Consider the following 16,387-nt stretch of genomic DNA (forward strand, 5'->3'; position numbering starts at 1 on the left):
CCCGCGCCTCCAACCCGTCCAGCAGCGTCTCCAGCCCGAACTCGAAGTGGTCGAACTCCGGGCCGAACGCCTCGGCGCTCAGCCCGGCGGTCAGCGGATAGGCCCCGCTGGTCATCGCCTGCTCCAGGAACGGCCCCTGGCTCTCCCAGAACTCCTCGACGCTCTGCCCGGTGGCCTCCACCGCCTCGGCCGCCTCCGCCTCTATCCGGGCGATGCCCATGACGAAGCTGTGCGTGGTGATGATCACCGAGATCATCTCGGGGTCGCTCAGCCTCATGTCCTGGAGCAGGGTGAGCGCGGTCTCCATCGCTCGTACCGTGCTGGGCCCGAGCACCGTCCGCGACTGGTTGACCCTGAGCAGCCAGGGGTGCGCCCGGTAGAGGAGGAGATAGCCGCGGGCGATCTCTTCCACGCCCTGACGCCAGCCGATCTTCTCCGGGCCGGGCTCCCAGGGCCCGAAGTCGCTGACCCGGTCCAGCATCAGATCGAGCAGTTCAGCCTTTCCCGGGATATATCGGTACAGGCTCATGGTGCCCGTGCCCAGCTCCGTGGAGAGCCGTCGCATCGAGACCGCGGCCAGCCCCTCCGCGTCGGCGATCTCGATGGCCGTGGACACGATCCGGTCGAGCGTCAGCCCGGGCTTGGGTCCCCGGCTCGGATGCTCGGCGGTGCCCCACAGCAGCTCAAGGCTGCGAGCGACATCGCCGCTGCCGCTCGTCTCGGTCGTCATGACCTCACCTTATGCCCCCGTCTGAACCCCTCTGAATGCCCCGTCTGAACCCCTCTGGAAAACCCGGTGGACAACAACTGAGTACGGTGTACCCTCTTCCGGGTACACCGTACGCAATGGCTCGGAACCGCCCTGGAGGACATGTGAACGAGTACGCCGTCAAGGCCGAGGCGCTGGAGAAGCGTTACGGCGAGAAGCGCGCTCTCGCGGGCTTCGATCTGGCTGTTCGCCGGGGCACCGTCCATGGTCTGCTCGGACCCAACGGCGCGGGGAAGACCACCGCCGTCCGCTCCCTCGCCACCCTCCTCCGGTTCGACTCCGGCACCGCCCGGGTGGCGGGTTTCGATGTGGCGCGCGAGCCCCGCCGGGTCCGCGCCCGGATCGGGCTCACCGGCCAGTACGCCGCCGTCGACGAGGTGCTGACCGGGCGGCAGAACCTGGAGATGTTCGGCCGGCTCTTCCATCTGGGCAACCGGCGGGCGCGGCTGCGGGCCGCGGAGCTCCTCGACCAGTTCGGCCTGGTGGACGCCGCCGACAAGGGCGCGGGCGGCTACAGCGGCGGTATGCGGCGCCGGCTCGACCTGGCCTCGTCCATGATCCTCGCCCCCGATGTGCTCTTCCTGGACGAGCCGACGACCGGTCTGGACCCGCGCGGGCGCGGCGAGGTGTGGGAGTCGGTCCGCGCGCTGGTCGCGGGCGGTACGACGGTCCTGCTGACCACCCAGTATCTGGAGGAGGCCGACAAGCTCGCCTCCCGGATCACCGTCATCGACCAGGGCCGGGCCATTGCCGACGACACCCCGGACGGACTGAAGAACCGGATCGGCGGCGACCGTATCGAGGTCGTCGTCTCCGACGCGGCCGATCTGGAGAGCGCCGTCAAGGCGGTCGCCCGGGTCGCCGACACCGTCCCCGAGACGGACGAGGCCGAACGCAGGGTCCACGCGCCGGTCTCCGACCGGGTCGCGGCGCTCACCGATGTGGCCCGCACCCTTCAGGACCAGGGGGTCGCGGTGGAGGACATCGGGCTGCGCAGGCCCAGCCTCGACGATGTGTTCATGCGCCTGACCGGGCACCGTACGGAGACGAAGCAGGAGGCCGCGGCATGACCACCGTGACGAGCACGGACAAGGCCGGCGTGCGCGCCGCGCCGAGCCCGGCCAAGGTCGATCTGACCGTGGGGGACCCGGACGAGCGCCGGGTGTACTGGGCGGTGATGGACAGCTGGAACGTCGTACGGCGCGGACTGCTGCACTACCGGCGCCAGCCCGTCCTCATCGTCTGGCAGCTCGGCTTCCCGATTCTCTCGGTGCTGCTCTACGCCTATGTCTTCGGCGGGGCGATGAAGCCGCCGGGCGACGGCGGCGACTACCGCGACTTCCTGATGCCGGGCATGTTCGTGATGACGATGGCCTTCGGCTTCATGAACACGGCGACGATCGTGGTCAATGACGCGATCAAGGGCGTGATCGACCGCTTCCGCTCGATGCCGATGGCCCCTTCGGCGGTGGTCGCCGGGCGCGGCGGCAACGATCTGGTGGTGGCCTGCGCCGAGCTGACGATTCTGGCGGCGACGGCGTTCCTGACGGGCTGGCGCTCGGACGGCGGCTTCGGGGGCACCCTGGCCGCCTTCGGCCTGCTGGTGCTGCTGCGCTTCTCGCTCATCTGGCTCGGCGTCTGGCTGGGCCTGATGGTCCCGAACCCGGAGGCGGCGGGCGGTCTCTATGTGGTGGTGTTCCCGTTGACGATGATCTCCAGCATCTTCGCCCCGCCGTCCACCATGCCGGACTGGCTGGGTGTGGTCGCGGCCTGGAACCCGCTCTCGTCCACGGCGGCGGCGACCCGTGAGCTCTTCGGCAACCCGGTGGCGAGCGACGGCAGCTGGATCCAGGAGAACGCGCTGCTGATGGCGGTGGCCTGGCCGCTGGTGCTGACGGCGGTCTTCCTGCCGCTGGCGGTCCGCCGATTCCAGAAGCTGAGCCGATGACGGCCGGGGCGTGGGATCCGGGAGTGTGCGGGGACCCCGGGCGCTGAGCCTTCGCCCTCCCCGCACCACGATCGTGCACGGACGGGCGAGGGCCCCGGAGGAATCGCTCCCCCGGGGCCCTCACCCGTAAGCCCGTACGTCCGTCCGTACATGCGCACGTCCGTACGTCCGTGCCGTTCAACCGGTCACAGGTTCTCGATCACATAGTCCACGCAGGCCGTCAGCGCCGCCACATCCGCCGGGTCGACCGCCGGGAACATCGCCACCCGCAGCTGGTTCCGCCCCAGCTTCCGGTACGGCTCGGTGTCCACGATGCCGTTCGCCCGCAGCGCCTTGGCGATCGCCGTGGCGTCGATGTGGTCCTCGAAGTCGATCGTGCCGATGACCGCCGAGCGCTTCGCCGGGTCGGTCACGAACGGGCTCGCGTGCTTGGACGCCTCGGCCCACCCGTACAGCGTCCGCGCCGAGGTCGCCGTCCGCCGTACCGCCCAGTCCAGACCGCCCTGGCCGTTGATCCACTTCAGCTGGTCGTTCAGCAGGAAGAGGGTCGACAGGGCCGGGGTGTTGTACGTCTGGTTCTTCAGCGAGTTGTCGATCGCGGTCGGCAGGCTGAAGAACTCGGGGATGTGCCGGCCCGAGGCGTGCACCCGCGCCGCGCGCTCCAGAGCGGCCGGGGAGAAGACCCCGATCCACAGTCCGCCGTCGGCGGCGAAGCACTTCTGCGGGGCGAAGTAGTAGACATCGGTCTCGGCGATGTCGACGGGCAGACCGCCCGCGCCGGAGGTCGCGTCCACCAGCACCAGCGCGCCCTCGTCGGCCCCGGCGACCCGGTTCACGGGAGCGGCGACACCGGTCGAGGTCTCGTTGTGGGTGAGCGCGTACACATCGACGCCCTCCTCCGCGACCGGCTCCGGATGGGTGCCCGGGTCCGAGGAGACGACGGTCGGCTCGGCCAGCCACGGGGCGAGCTTCGCCGCCTTCGCGAACTTGGAGGAGAACTCGCCGAACGTCAGATGCTGCGACTTGTTGTCGATCAGACCGTGCGTCGCGATGTCCCAGAACGCGGTGGAGCCGCCGTTGCCGAGGATGACCTCATAGCCCTCGGGGAGCTGGAAGAGATCGCGCACGCCCTGGCGCACCTCGCCGACCAGGTTCTTGACCGGAGCCTGGCGATGAGAGGTGCCGAGCAGAGAGGAGCCGGTGGCGGCGAGGGCGTCCAGCGCCTCCGTACGCACCTTGGAGGGGCCCGCGCCGAAACGGCCGTCGGCGGGCTTGATGTCAGCGGGAATCTGGATATCAGCCACGATTCGAGCGTATCGGGTCTTCGGCGGGGCCGGACGGCCGGTCCGTCGGATGAGACGCCGAACCGCCCGGGACCGGCTGTACCGGCCCTGATGGACCGGCCTTTCCGACGGAGTCTCCCCCCGCCCGGCCGCTGCTGAGGTCCCCGCCGATTCAGCCTTTCTGACGTACCGCGAGCGCGTGCAGATGCTCCACCAGAGCGATCAGCACGAACTTGCTGGAGGAGTGGTCGCGGGCGTCGAACTCCACCAGCGGCACCTCCGGGCCCAGCGCCAGCGCCTGCCGGATGTGCTCATCGCTGTGCAGCGGCCCGCCGAAGTCGTTGACGGCGACGATGAACGGCGTCCCATGGTGTTCGAGCCGGTCCAGCGTGTACCAGGCGTCCGTGGGACGGCGGGTGTCGACCAGCACCACCGCGCCCATCGTGCCCGACAGCAGCCGCTCCCACAGAAACCAGAAGCGCTCCTGCCCGGGGGCGCCGAAGAGATACAGGGTGCTGCGGGCGTCGATGCTGATCCGGCCGAAGTCGAAGGCCACCGTCGTGGCCTTCTTGGACGAGACCCGGCCCGCGTCGTCCAGGGTGCGGCCGGCCCGGCTCATCGTCTCCTCCGTGTGCAGCGGACGTATCTCGCTGACGGAGCGGACCATCGTCGTCTTGCCGGCGCCGAAGCCACCGACCACAACGATCTTCAGGGCGTTCTCGGCCTCTCCGGGGAGCGTCGGGCCATGCTCTGCCGGATGGACCGCCCGCATGCCGCGGGTCATCGCTTCGGGGCGGTGACGGTCATCGAGTGGTGCCTTCCGAGGGGTGGCGGGGGCATAACTGGAGCCGTGTGTTCCTGATCAAGTGGAGGTCACTATAGGAGAGTTGGCGATCACTTTGGGAGCCTCCCCCGTGGTTTGCCAAGTGCTGTACGGACGCAATGGTCTCAACCGGCACGTTTCCTTTTCGTAGCGCCGCGCGCGAGCCGCCCGGGCGGCGGCTTGGAGACGGCCTGTAGGGGCATCCTGAGACACATGGCCGAACACCGATCGACGGGCGAGCTGGCACACGAGCTGAAGCGGGCGGTCCGCGGTGACGTCGACTTCTCCGCCGCCGCCCGCGCCCTGACGACCATGGACGCCTCCAACTACCGCAGGGTTCCGGCCGGGGTCGTCGCCCCGTACGACACGGACGACGTCGCCGCGGCCCTGGCCCTCTGCCGTCGGTACGGCGTCCCCGTCGTCCCGCGCGGCGGCGGTACGTCGATCGCGGGCCAGGCCACCGGTACCGGAGTCGTGCTCGACTTCAGCCGCCATATGAACGCCGTGATCACGATCGACGCCGGAGCCCGTACGGCGGTGGTGCAGCCGGGGGTCGTCCTCGACACCCTGCGGGAGGCCGCCCGCCCCCACGGCCTCACCTTCGGCCCCGACCCCTCCACCCACTCCCGCTGCACCATCGGCGGAATGATCGGCAACAACGCGTGCGGAGCGCACTCCGTCGCCTGGGGGACCACCGCCGACAATGTGCGGGACCTGTCCGTGATCACTTACCGCGGCGACCCCTACCGGCTCGCCCCCGGCTCGGACCAGGGCCCCGCCCAGGTGCCCGCGCTCATCGCCGCCCATCTCGCCCTGCTCCGTACCGGCTACCCCGGCGGGCTGCCCCGCCGGATCTCCGGATACGCCCTGGACGCGCTGCTCCCCGAGAACGGCCCCGACCCCGCCCGCGCCTACTGCGGCAGCGAAGGCACCCTCGCCGTGCTGACGGAGGCGACCGTACGGCTCGTGCCCGCCCCGGCCGCACGGGCGCTCGCCGTCCTCGGCTACCCCGACGAGAGCGCGGCGGCCGACGCGGCGGCCGGACTCCTCGCCCACCGGCCGCTGACCGTCGAGGGCATGGCGGACGACCTCGTACCCCCCGGACACGGACTGCCGCGCGGCGCGGCCTGGCTCTTCGTGGAGACCGGCGGCGACACCCCCGCCGAAGCGCGCTCCCGCGCCCTCGCCGTCGTCCGCGCCGCCGACGCGCTCGACGGCACGGTGGTCGACGACCCGGCCGGGATGCGGGCCCTGTGGGCCGTCCGCGAGGACGCGGCGGGCACGGCGACCCGCACCCCAGACGGAGCCGAGGCATGGCCCGGCTGGGAGGACTGCGCGGTCCCGCCCGCCCGGCTCGGCGCGTATCTGCGCGACTTCCGGGCGCTGCTCGCCCGGCACGGACTGCGCGGCACGCCCTACGGGCACTTCGGCGACGGCTGCGTCCATGTCCGCATCGACTTCGATCTGCTCAGCGAACCCGGGGTCGCGGCCTTCCGCCGCTTCTCCGAGGAGGCCGCCGCGCTGGTGGTCGCGCACGGCGGCTCGCTCTCCGGCGAGCACGGCGACGGACAGGCCCGCGCGGAGCTGCTGCCGAAGATGTACGGGGACGAACTGGTCGGACTCTTCGGCCGGTTCAAAGACCTCTGGGACCCGGACGGCGGGATGAACCCGGGAATGCTGGTCCGCCCGGCCCGGCTGGACGAGAACCTCCGGTTCGCGGTGCTGCCCCGGAAACCGGTGGACGTGGTCTTCGGCTACCCGGAGGACGGCGGGGACTTCGCCGGCGCGGTACGGCGGTGCGTCGGCGTCGCCAAGGGCCGGACGCCGTCGCCGGACCCGGCCTCCGTGATGTGCCCCTCCTTCCGGGTCACGGGCGAGGAGGCCCACTCCACCCGGGGCCGGGCGCGGCTGCTCCACGAGATGCTGGCGGGCGAGATCGTCCGCGACGGCTGGCGCTCGCCCGAAGTGCGGGACGCGCTCGACCTCTGCCTCGCGTGCAAGGGCTGCCGCAGCGACTGCCCGGTGGGCGTCGACATGGCGACCTACAAGGCGGAGTTCCTCCACCACCACTACGCGGGACGGCCGCGCCCGCTCTCCCACTACTCGATGGGCCGGCTGCCGGGCTGGCTGCGGGCCGCCGCGCCGTTCGCCCGGGTCCTCAACGCCCTGTCCGGCCTCCCGGCCCCGGCGGCGCTCGCCAGACGGCTCGGCGGCATCGCCCCGGAGCGGGAGCTGCCCGCGCTCGCCCCGGTGACCTTCCGGCGCTGGATGCGCCGGTCCATGCACGGCCGTACGGAGATCCACTCCACCAGCGGCACGACGGTGCTCTGGCCGGACACCTTCACCGACCATCTCACGCCCGAGGTGGGCCGCGCGGCGGTGAAGGTCCTGCGGGCGGCCGGTGTGGGCGTCATGATCCCGCCGGGCCGGGTCTGCTGCGGCCTCACCTATGTCTCCACGGGCCAGCTCACCCGGGCCCGCCGGGTCCTGCGCCGCACCCTGAAGACGATGGAACCTCTGCTGGACATGGGGGACTTCGCGGTCACCGTCCTGGAGCCGAGCTGCGCGGCGACCCTGAAGACGGACCTCCCCGCCCTCCTCCCGGACGACCCCCGCGCGACCCGCCTTGCCGCCCGGGTCCGCACCTTCGCCCAGACCCTGGAGCAGTGCGCCCCACGCTGGACCCCACCCCGCCTGGACCGCGACGTGACGGGCCAGACCCACTGCCACCAGCACGCCATCCTCGGCGACGCGGCCGAACGCCGCCTACGGGAGCGCGCGGGCCTGCGCGGCGACCTGAGCGGCGGCTGCTGCGGTCTCGCGGGGAACTTCGGCTTCGAACGCGGCCACTACGAGATCTCCTCGGCCTGCGCCGAGGAACAGCTGCTCCCGGCGGTGCGGGCGGCTGGACCCGACACGGAGATCCTGGCGGACGGCTTCTCCTGCCGCACCCAGCTGGCCCAGCTGGGGGGAGTACGGGGGCGGCATCTGGCGGAGGTGCTGGCGGAGGGGCTGGACGAGAGCTGAGCGGCGCTGTCACTGGCGCTGCTCACCGTGTCGGCTGAGCGATTCGCCGTCCTCTGGGGGAAGGTCCAGTTCGGCCCACATGCGTTTGCCGGTGGCGGTCGGCTGGCTGCCCCACCGGGATGCGAGGGCGTCGACGAGCAGCAGCCCACGTCCATGTTCGTCGTCCTCCGGGGCGGCGTCGGGAGTGGCCGGGACGTGTGGGGACGAGTCGGTGACCGTCAATCGCACGGTGCGGTGTGCGGTACGGCGGAGGGAGACGCTGATTCTCCGGGTTCCGGTGTGGACCACCGCGTTGGTGACCAGCTCCGAGGCGATGACGGTCAGGGCGTCCTGCCCGTGGCCGAGGCCCCAGCCGTGGAGGCAGCGGGCCACGTCCTCGCGGGCGCGGCCGGGGGCGGTCTTGTCGGAGGCGTAGCTGGTCCGTTGTCGCGTGAGGGCCGCGGCGGAGTCGTCGGTCGCGGGAGTCATCGGGCCTGTCGGCGTGGTCGCCTGGGGCGCGGGGTTGATGGTTCTGCTCTGGCTCGTGGTCATGTCGGCCTCGGCGGTTGGAATGTCGATGAGGGTGGGCGGTCCCGTCCCCGACGGGGGCGGGGGCGGGACCGCCGTGAAGTGACGGAGCGCAACAATTGATCATCGCCTGACGCTCAGTCACCCGCCATGCGAGAATGCGCCGGTGGCATTCAGGTGCGCAACTACAACACCTCAAGTTCCACGGTGCGAACCCTTGTTCCTATCGACGGATGTAACCCGGCGGGGGCAGAATGCAACCCCGAGCCACCCAACTGCGCACCTGCCGAGGGTTATTCGTCACCACGAGAGGCAGGATGACGTCATGCCGAACCAGAGGGCGAAGCCAACTCTCCGCAGAAGGCGACTGGGTGGGCTACTCCGGGACAGCCGGACCGGGAGTGGACAGACGCTCGATGCGGCAGCGGCCCGGATGGGCTGGGACCACACCAAGCTCTCGAAGATCGAGAACGCTCGGGCTCATATCGCGCCCAGGGATATCGCACCGCTCATGAACGGCTACGGGGTTACCGATGAGGCGATGATCTCCGCTCTGGAAGCGCTCGCCAAGGACGCCGGGAGGCGGGGGTGGTGGGCGACGTACGGCGATGTGGCCGCCAGCGGATACACGGACCTGATCAGTCTGGAGGCGGACGCTGACAGTGTCCGCTTCTACTCTCCGACGCTCGTCCCTGGCCTGCTCCAGACCGGGGGGTACGCACGGCAGATCATCGCCGCGACCGCCGTCACCCGGTCCACCGAAGAGGTGGAGGCGCTGGCCAACATCCGGATCGCCAGGCAGTCGGTGCTGAGCAGGCTCGGCAAGCCTCTGAAGCTACGAGTGGTGATCGATGAGGCCGCTCTGAGGCACAAGTTCCCGGGTGCAGCCGATGTCATGCGGGAGCAGATGACGCGCCTGCTCGATGTGTCCACGAACCCGAATGTGATCATTCAGATCATGCCGCTCGGTGCCGGGCCGCATCCCGGCTTGGCGGGGATGTTCAGCATCGTCGGCTTCCAGCATCCCTGGCCGACGGTCGTGCACGTCGAGAGCATCCGAGGGGCGAGCTTCGTGGAGGGCACGGACGACGTGGTGATCTTCGAGAACGGCTTCGACAGGATCACCGCCGCAGCCCTTCCCGTGGACGAATCCCGGGAAGTCATGAAGAAGATCATGGAGGAGACGAAGGCATGAGCAGCATCCGGAAACGCAAGGAAGCTCTGTACGCCGTCGACCTGGCCGGAGCCGAATGGCGTAAGTCCTCATTCAGCGCTGGGGAGTCCGACTGCGTGGAGGTCGCCGCCCTCCCGGGCGGCATCGCCGTCCGGGACTCGAAGAACACCGGCCTCCCAGCCCTCCGGTACACCGCCACCGGATGGGCCGCCTTCTGCTCCGGCGTCGTCGCCGGGGACCTGTAGCACGGAAGCCCCGGCTCCGGCCGGGGCTTCTTCATCGCTCCGGCTGGCTGAGGGGGCATGGCAGGCCGGGCGCTGTCCGGTTCGGTGAGCAGGTCACCAGGGCGATGGAGTGGAACACGGCACCTGTGAGGTAGTGCCCGAGCGAGATGTCGCCGCCCCAGGTCAGCCGTTCCACGGCTGCTCTCCCGACGGTCGCCAGCCTGGCGGGCTCCCGTTCGCTCCGGTCGGCGAACCGGGGTGCGAGCTCGGCCAGCTGGAGTCCGAGCCATTCCCCGGCCTCCTTCGGCTCCTCCCAGGTGCCCCGCACCATCGAGGCCGGCTTCATCAGCCAGTGCGCCGTCTGGATCGGCGGCACGGCGGTGGTGGGGAACTCGGCCACCGCCTGCCGGTACCGGTCCAGTACGTCTACGGGACTGGAAGCGCTGGGCGGCTCCCCCGGTGGCCGCCGGACGCTCTCTTTGTCGAACATCTGCTTCTCGCCCAGCCAGGCGTATCCGTGGATGTGCAACGCATATCCGTTCCTGCGAGGGACGGCGGTGCCGCCGCCCGGGTTCCGTGGATCAGGCCAGGGCGGAAGTCATGGAAAGGTCTGAGATGCCGTCTCGGGCGGTCATAGAGTTTTGGCGTCAGCGGTCCCACCGGCTGGCATAGAGGAATCCTCGGCCTATCAGGGCGAGGGCTCAAGCATTATTCGCATTGTCGGGTAGAAGATCATGAACGGCAGGTGGCAGCCCACGCTCCGAGTAGATTTCTGACCTCATCCCCAAACAGCGCATGACGCTCGTACAGGTCGAACACTGCAAGGTGCTCCGCGACATCCTTGGCGTCCTGGAAAACCATGCGCCCCGTAAAGGTCTCAACAGTCACCAGCCGTCGGTCGTACACCGTGAAAGTGTTCATCGGTCCACGCCCTACGGCCACACCCAACGGGACTACTGCGATACGCACGTTGGGAAGGTGGGAAATGGAGATCAGGTGGTCGATCTGGGCGGCCATCGCCGCACGAGGAACCATGGCCCACCTGACAGCCTGCTCCGTCAACAGGAACGTGAACTGCTTTGCGCTGTCATGGAGAACAGACTGCCGCTCCAGCTTCTTCGCGACCGTCTTGGAGATGTCCACCGGCGAATGGCCAAGGCTGGCCCGGACATAATCGGGTGTGGCCAGAAGGCCCGTCACCATCGCAGGCAGGAAGTAGCGAAGTGTCATTGCTTCCGCTTCGAGGCCCGCCAACTCCGCCTGGCGCTTCTCCAGCCCCCGCCGCCACGACGCCCGCTTTCCCTGCCATTCCGTGTCGGCCAGCCGCGCGAGGGCAGCCACTCGGGCTACGAGAGCAGGCGGTGCGTCCAACGCTCTGAGGATCAACTCGACATCGACAAGGTTCGGTGCGCTCTTCCCGCCCTCGATGTTGCTGATTTTCGTCTGGGACATATTGACGCGCTGAGCGAGCCATACCTGGGTGCGGCCTGCTCGCTTTAGCAGGGTCCGCAGTGTCTCCGCTAGATCAGCCTTCGACTGGCCCGGCTCTCCTGGTTCAAACGTCAAGGCCCCTCACGTACTCCTCGAAGGGCACCGACTCGGCCAGGGCGATGCGCTGGTGCGCGGTGTACGGGCTCACGTCACCCTCGTACCGGGGCGGTTCCTCGTGCGTCATGGTGAACCCCCTGCTCTGTGAGTCCGGTTGGCTGCTGGCCACGACGGTACGGAGTCCGGCTCGGGCCGTCCAAGCGGGAACGCCGATATTCGCGTTGTCGGGTAAACGATCATGGAGAGCACTGGGGAGACGCCCCGTGAAGGGGTGTTCTAGCAGGTCAGGTCCATGATTGCCGTGAAGCACCCAGATTTATGAAGGTACGAATCAGGTTCGCCCCGGACCTCAGGAATCCTCCCGGGTCAGCTCCCGCGCCAGTGCCAGCAGCTCCGGCAGGGCCGGGTGGGCGGTGGTCGTGCGGTGGGCGAGGAGGACCGGGACCGGGGGTGCGTCCGGGAGGGGGCGGTAGGTCACGCCGGGGTGCGGGTGGAGCTCCGCCGTCGAGGCCACCGAGACGCCCGCTCCCCGGCCCGCCGCGATCGCCGTCAGCCAGTCGTCGGTGTTGGTCACCGTCACGGTCGACACCGGGCGGCCCCCGGCGGGCCACAGGGCCGGCGTCGTCACTCCGGAGACCTCGTTGACCAGCACCGGCCCCGACGCCAGATCGGCCAGGGTCAGCCGGGCCCGCGCGGCCAGCGGTCCGTCCGAGGTGACCGCCGCCACCCGGTCCTCCATGAAGAGGAGCTCCGTCACCAGCCCCGGCGCCTCCACCGACCCCCGCAGCACCGCCGCGTCGACCTCCCCCCGGGCCAGTCCCGCCGTGCGGTCGTCGATGCGCAGCAGCTCCAGCGGGGTCTCCGGGTGCTCCCGCTCCCAGCGCCGCAGCAGCGGCGTCGTATACGGACCCAGCGCCGACCAGGCGTGCCCCAGCCGCAGCGGCCGGCGGCGCAGCCGGGTCGGGTCCATCGCGTCGTCGAAGGCGGCGACCGCTGCCGCCGCCTTGTCCCGGAAGACCCTGCCCTCGGCCGTGAGCTCCAGATGGTGGGTGGAGCGGTCCACCAGCCGCGTACCCACCTGTCGCTCCAGCGCCGCCAGCGTGCGCGAGACCGCCGGCTGGGTCAGTCCCAGCCGGTGCGCGGCCCTCGTCACGCTCGACTCCTCCGCGATGGCGAGGAAGCAGCGGAGATGGCGCAGCTCGATGCTCATACGTCCGGAGCATAACCACAGCCCAATAGGCATTTCACAGGGCGAGCCGCAGCCCGTAGCGTGAAATCGGAAGTCTGGACTCGTGTACGGAGGAACAGGTGGACGAGATCCGCACCCCGGTCGTCGGCGCCCCTGAAGCAGGGGCCGCCGCCGTGCCCGGCACGGCAGGTCCCGGTGAGGATGCCCGCCGGGGCAGTCTCGGCCCGGTCGGGCTGGTCGTCGCCGGGGCGCTCTCCGTCCAGTTCGGCGCGGCCGTCGCCGTGCTGCTCATGCCGCGCGCGGGAGCCTTCGGCGTCGTCACCCTGCGGCTGGTGCTCGCCGCCGCCGTGCTGCTGATCGTCTGCCGGCCCCGGCTGCGCGGGCACTCCCGGGCCGACTGGGGCACGGTCGTCGCCTTCGGCGCGGCCATGGGCGGTATGAACATCCTCTTCTACCAGGCCGTCGACCGGATCCCGCTCGGCGCGGCCGTCACCCTGGAGGTCCTCGGCCCGCTCGCGCTCTCGGTGATCGTGTCGCGGCGGCTGGTGAATCTGGTCTGGGCGGGCCTCGCGCTCGGCGGCGTCGTCCTCCTCAGCGGCGGCGGCCTCGACCGGCTCGACCCCGTCGGGGCGGCGTACGCGCTGGCGGCGGGCGCGATGTGGGCCGCGTACATCGTCTTCAGCGCCCGCACCGGGCGGCGCTTCCCCCAGGCCGACGGGCTCGCGCTGGCGATGGCGGTGGCCGCCCTGATCTCGCTGCCGCTGGGGCTCGCCGAGTCGGGGTCGAAGCTGGCCGAACCGTCCATCATCGGGCTCGGGCTCGCCGTCGCGCTGATGTCGTCCGTGCTGCCCTACACCCTGGAACTGCTCGCTCTGCGGCGGCTTCCGGCCCCCACCTTCGCGGTGCTGATGAGCCTGGAGCCCGCCGTGGCGGCGACCGCCGGATTCCTGGTGCTCGACCAGGCCCTGTCCACGACCGACGCACTGGCGATCGCCCTCGTCATCGCGGCGAGCATGGGCGCGGTGCGCACCCAGACGGGCAGGCGGATCACCCGGTCGGCACGGGCCGGGAAGACGTAATCCGCGCTTCGGGAGAGCGTGGACGCCGCGGGTACGGAAAGCGCAAAAGTAAAGCAAGCATGCTTGCTTGTTTCCTGGCCCGCTGCCATGCTCCGGGGCACACAGAGCCGTGTCCCCGAGGGAGCGCACCGTGTCCGACCCCACCGCCGCCGTACTCGACGATCTGCGCGACGAGAGCGAGGAAGTCGACCGGATCGTGGGGGAGCTGAGCCCGGCCGGCTGGGCGCGCGAGACCCCGGCTCCCGGCTGGCGCGTCGCCCATCAGATCGCCCATCTCGCCTGGACCGACGCCGTCGCCCTGCTCGCCGTCACCGCCCCCGGGGCCTTCGCCGCCGAGGCCGCGAAGGCCCTCGCCGCGCCGCGGACCTTCGTCGACGAAGGCGCTCAGGAGGGCGCGGCCCAGCCGCCCGCCGAACTGCTCGCCCACTGGCGCGCGGGACGGAAGCGGCTGGCCGAGGCGTTGCGGGCGGCGCCGCCCGGCAGCCGTATCCCCTGGTACGGACCGCCCATGAGCGCCGCGTCCATGGCGACCGCCCGGCTCATGGAGACCTGGGCGCACGGCCAGGACATCGCCGACGCGCTCGACGCCGTACGGAAGCCGACCGCACGGCTGCGGCATATCGCCCGTCTCGGCGTCCGGACCCGCGACTACGCCTTCACGGTGCGCGGACTCACCCCGCCCGCCGAGCCGTTCCGGGTGGAGCTGAGCGGGCCGGGCGGCGAGCTGTGGACGTACGGTCCCGAGGACGCCGAACAGCGGGTCACGGGCCCGGCCCTCGACTTCTGCCTGCTGGTCGCCCAGCGCGCCCACCGCGCCGACCTCGCGCTGTACGCCCGGGGCGCGGACGCCGACCGCTGGCTCGGCATCGCCCAGGTCTTCGCGGGCCCGCCGGGCCGGGGCCGGGCCCCGGGCGGCGCGGGCTCCCCGGACCGTCTCGCCGAGGGGGTCTGACGCTCCGTGGACAGACGCCCCATGGACAGACGCCTCCCCGCCCCCGCGCATCACCCGGCCCCCGTGCTGCGCGTCGGCAACGCCTCCGGCTTCTACGGCGACCGCTTCGACGCCATGCGCGACATGCTCACCGACGGCCCCCTCGACATCCTCACCGGCGACTATCTCGCCGAGCTGACCATGCTCATCCTCGGCCGGGACCGGCTCAAGAACCCCGGCCTCGGCTACGCCAAAACCTTTCTGCGCCAGCTGGAGGAGTGCCTCGGCCTCGCCCGCGACCGTCAGGTGCGGATCGTCGCCAACGCGGGCGGCCTCAACCCCGCCGCCCTCGCCGACGCGGTACGCGCCCTCGCGGACCGGCTCGGCGTCCCCACTCGCGTCGCCCATGTCGAGGGCGACGATCTGCTCGCCCACGGCTGGGGCCCCGATGTGATCACCGCCAACGCCTATCTCGGCGGCGCGGGCATCGCCGAGTGCCTGCGCGCGGGCGCGGACGTCGTCGTCACCGGGCGGGTCACCGACGCGGCCCTGGTCACCGGGCCCGCCGCCGCCCACTTCGGCTGGGACCCCGGCGATCTCGACGCGCTCGCCGGAGCGGTCGTCGCGGGCCATGTGCTGGAGTGCGGCACCCAGGCCACCGGCGGCAACTACGCCCTCTTCGCGGGGATCGACGCCCGGACCCTGCGCCGCCCCGGCTTTCCCCTCGCCGAGATCCACGCCGACGGCACCTGCGTGATCACCAAACACGAGGGCACGGGCGGGCTGGTCGACGTCGGCACGGTCACCGCCCAGCTGCTGTACGAGACCGGCGGCGCGCGGTACGCCGGTCCCGATGTCACCGCCCGGCTCGACACCGTACGGCTCGACCAGGACGGGCCCGACCGGGTCCGGATCTCCGGCGTACGCGGCGAGGCCCCGCCGCCGTCCCTCAAGGCCGGGCTCAACCGCGTCGGCGGCTGGCGCAACGAGGTCGTCTTCGTGCTCACCGGGCTCGACATCGAGGCCAAGGCACGCCTTCTACAGGATCAGCTGGAGGACGCGCTCAGCGCGGACCGGCCCGCCGATGTGCGCTGGGAGCTGGCGCGCACCGAGCACTCCGACGGGGACACGGAGGAACGCGCCAGCGCCTATCTGCGGCTCGTCGTGCGCGACGGCGACCCGGCGAAGGTCGGCCGGGCGGTCAGCGGCGCGGCCGTGGAGCTGGCGCTGGCCAGCTACCCGGGGTTCCATGTCACCGCGCCGCCGGGAAAGGGCGCTCCGTACGGGGTGTTCGAGGCGGAGTACGTGGACGCCTCGGCCGTGACGCATACGGCGGTGCTGCCGGACGGCCGCCGGGTGGAGATACCTCCGGCGGTACGGACCAGGGTGCTGGAGCCCTTGCCGGCCGCCGCCCGGCTGCCGGAGCCGTGGCCGGCGGGCCCGACCCGGTCCGTGCCGCTCGGCCTGATCGCCGGGGCCCGCAGCGGGGACAAGGGCGGTGACGCCAACGTCGGCGTGTGGGCGCGCTCGGACGACGCGTGGCGCTGGCTCGCCCATGAGCTGACCGTGGACCGCTTCCGGGCGCTTCTGCCGGAGACCGCCGAACTGGCGGTCGTCCGGGATGTGCTGCCGAATCTGCGGGCGCTGAACTTCACGGTGCGGGGGATTCTGGGGGAGGGGGTGGGGGCGCGGGCGCGGTTCGATCCGCAGGGGAAGGCGCTGGGGGAGTGGCTGCGGTCCCGCTACGCGGAGATCCCGGAGGCCCTCCTGTGAGCCCCGGGCTTCGCCGCTGGCGGAGCTGGGGCTTGTGTGCGAGCCGTCTTGCCGGGCGTCGGGTCCTCGTCGGGGGCCAGCCCCCGAACCCCCGCGCCTCAAACTCCCCCAG

General features: G+C 71.2%; 15 protein-coding genes and 1 pseudogene. 8 read left to right on the plus strand and 8 right to left on the minus strand.

Going from position 1 to position 16,387, the window contains the following annotated elements:
• Positions 1 to 730 (minus strand): TetR/AcrR family transcriptional regulator (locus FF041_RS20635; protein ID WP_153524273.1); only part of this gene is annotated, 730 nt, incomplete at its 3' end.
• A gap of 116 nt (positions 731 to 846) precedes the next feature.
• Between FF041_RS20635 and FF041_RS20640 the strand changes: the two genes are divergently transcribed.
• Together FF041_RS20640 and FF041_RS20645 are read left to right on the plus strand one after the other, a co-directional pair.
• Entirely contained in the window at positions 847 to 1,839 is a 993-nt protein-coding gene (locus FF041_RS20640; RefSeq protein WP_153486805.1) for an ATP-binding cassette domain-containing protein, read from the plus strand.
• A complete protein-coding gene (locus FF041_RS20645) occupies positions 1,836 to 2,717 on the plus strand; it encodes an ABC transporter permease (RefSeq protein ID WP_153524163.1) in 882 nt (293 codons plus the stop codon). Before FF041_RS20640 ends, FF041_RS20645 begins: the two co-directional genes overlap by 4 nt.
• Before the next feature lie 185 nt (positions 2,718 to 2,902).
• Here FF041_RS20645 and serC read toward each other — a convergent pair whose 3' ends face one another.
• Complete coding sequence (serC, locus tag FF041_RS20650; RefSeq protein WP_323392269.1) at positions 2,903 to 4,021, minus strand: phosphoserine transaminase; 1,119 nt, start codon at positions 4,019 to 4,021, stop codon at positions 2,903 to 2,905.
• Positions 4,022 to 4,172: 151 nt separating this feature from the next.
• Positions 4,173 to 4,784 (minus strand): GTP-binding protein, encoded by a 612-nt coding sequence (locus FF041_RS20655; protein ID WP_153486808.1) that lies wholly within the window; start codon positions 4,782 to 4,784, stop codon positions 4,173 to 4,175.
• Positions 4,785 to 5,036: 252 nt separating this feature from the next.
• Here FF041_RS20655 and FF041_RS20660 point away from each other — a divergent pair, with 252 nt between their 5' ends.
• Positions 5,037 to 7,850, plus strand: a complete 2,814-nt coding sequence (locus FF041_RS20660) for an FAD-binding and (Fe-S)-binding domain-containing protein (RefSeq protein ID WP_153524164.1) — start codon at positions 5,037 to 5,039, stop codon at positions 7,848 to 7,850.
• Between the two features lie 9 nt (positions 7,851 to 7,859).
• Here FF041_RS20660 and FF041_RS20665 read toward each other — a convergent pair whose 3' ends face one another.
• Entirely contained in the window at positions 7,860 to 8,381 is a 522-nt protein-coding gene (locus FF041_RS20665) for an ATP-binding protein (protein WP_153524165.1), read from the minus strand.
• Positions 8,382 to 8,682: 301 nt separating this feature from the next.
• On the opposite strand from FF041_RS20665, the gene FF041_RS20670 reads away from it, so the two are divergent.
• Positions 8,683 to 9,552, plus strand: a complete 870-nt coding sequence (locus tag FF041_RS20670) for a helix-turn-helix domain-containing protein (protein ID WP_153524166.1) — start codon at positions 8,683 to 8,685, stop codon at positions 9,550 to 9,552.
• Positions 9,549 to 9,776: a DUF397 domain-containing protein gene (locus tag FF041_RS20675; protein ID WP_153524167.1), complete on the plus strand. Its 228-nt coding sequence runs from the start codon at positions 9,549 to 9,551 to the stop codon at positions 9,774 to 9,776. The genes FF041_RS20670 and FF041_RS20675 overlap by 4 nt, the downstream gene beginning before the upstream one ends.
• 31 nt (positions 9,777 to 9,807) lie before the next feature.
• Here FF041_RS20675 and FF041_RS20680 read toward each other — a convergent pair whose 3' ends face one another.
• The 4 genes and pseudogenes from FF041_RS20680 to FF041_RS20690 all read right to left on the minus strand — a co-directional run bounded on the left by FF041_RS20680 (position 9,808) and on the right by FF041_RS20690 (position 12,513).
• Positions 9,808 to 10,284 (minus strand): hypothetical protein, encoded by a 477-nt coding sequence (locus FF041_RS20680; protein WP_153524168.1) that lies wholly within the window; start codon positions 10,282 to 10,284, stop codon positions 9,808 to 9,810.
• A 203-nt stretch (positions 10,285 to 10,487) separates the two neighbouring features.
• On the minus strand, positions 10,488 to 11,321 hold the full coding sequence (locus FF041_RS20685; protein WP_153524169.1) for a helix-turn-helix domain-containing protein: 834 nt from the start codon (positions 11,319 to 11,321) through the stop codon (positions 10,488 to 10,490).
• Positions 11,311 to 11,406: pseudogene (locus tag FF041_RS40765) on the minus strand (DUF6879 family protein); the annotation flags it as partial. The pseudogene FF041_RS40765 and the gene FF041_RS20685, both read right to left, overlap by 11 nt.
• A gap of 246 nt (positions 11,407 to 11,652) precedes the next feature.
• Positions 11,653 to 12,513: a LysR family transcriptional regulator gene (locus tag FF041_RS20690; RefSeq protein ID WP_153524170.1), complete on the minus strand. Its 861-nt coding sequence runs from the start codon at positions 12,511 to 12,513 to the stop codon at positions 11,653 to 11,655.
• A gap of 98 nt (positions 12,514 to 12,611) precedes the next feature.
• Here FF041_RS20690 and FF041_RS20695 point away from each other — a divergent pair, with 98 nt between their 5' ends.
• The 3 genes from FF041_RS20695 to FF041_RS20705 all read left to right on the plus strand — a co-directional run bounded on the left by FF041_RS20695 (position 12,612) and on the right by FF041_RS20705 (position 16,275).
• Entirely contained in the window at positions 12,612 to 13,571 is a 960-nt protein-coding gene (locus FF041_RS20695) for an EamA family transporter (RefSeq protein WP_398703669.1), read from the plus strand.
• A 130-nt stretch (positions 13,572 to 13,701) separates the two neighbouring features.
• A complete protein-coding gene (locus tag FF041_RS20700; protein WP_323392272.1) occupies positions 13,702 to 14,523 on the plus strand; it encodes a TIGR03084 family metal-binding protein in 822 nt (273 codons plus the stop codon).
• Between the two features lie 21 nt (positions 14,524 to 14,544).
• Complete coding sequence (locus tag FF041_RS20705) at positions 14,545 to 16,275, plus strand: acyclic terpene utilization AtuA family protein (RefSeq protein WP_153524172.1); 1,731 nt, start codon at positions 14,545 to 14,547, stop codon at positions 16,273 to 16,275.
• The last annotated feature ends 112 nt before the right edge of the window (positions 16,276 to 16,387 follow it).

It is taken from the genome of Streptomyces jumonjinensis (genome assembly GCF_009600885.1).
GTDB lineage: Bacteria > Actinomycetota > Actinomycetes > Streptomycetales > Streptomycetaceae > Streptomyces > Streptomyces jumonjinensis.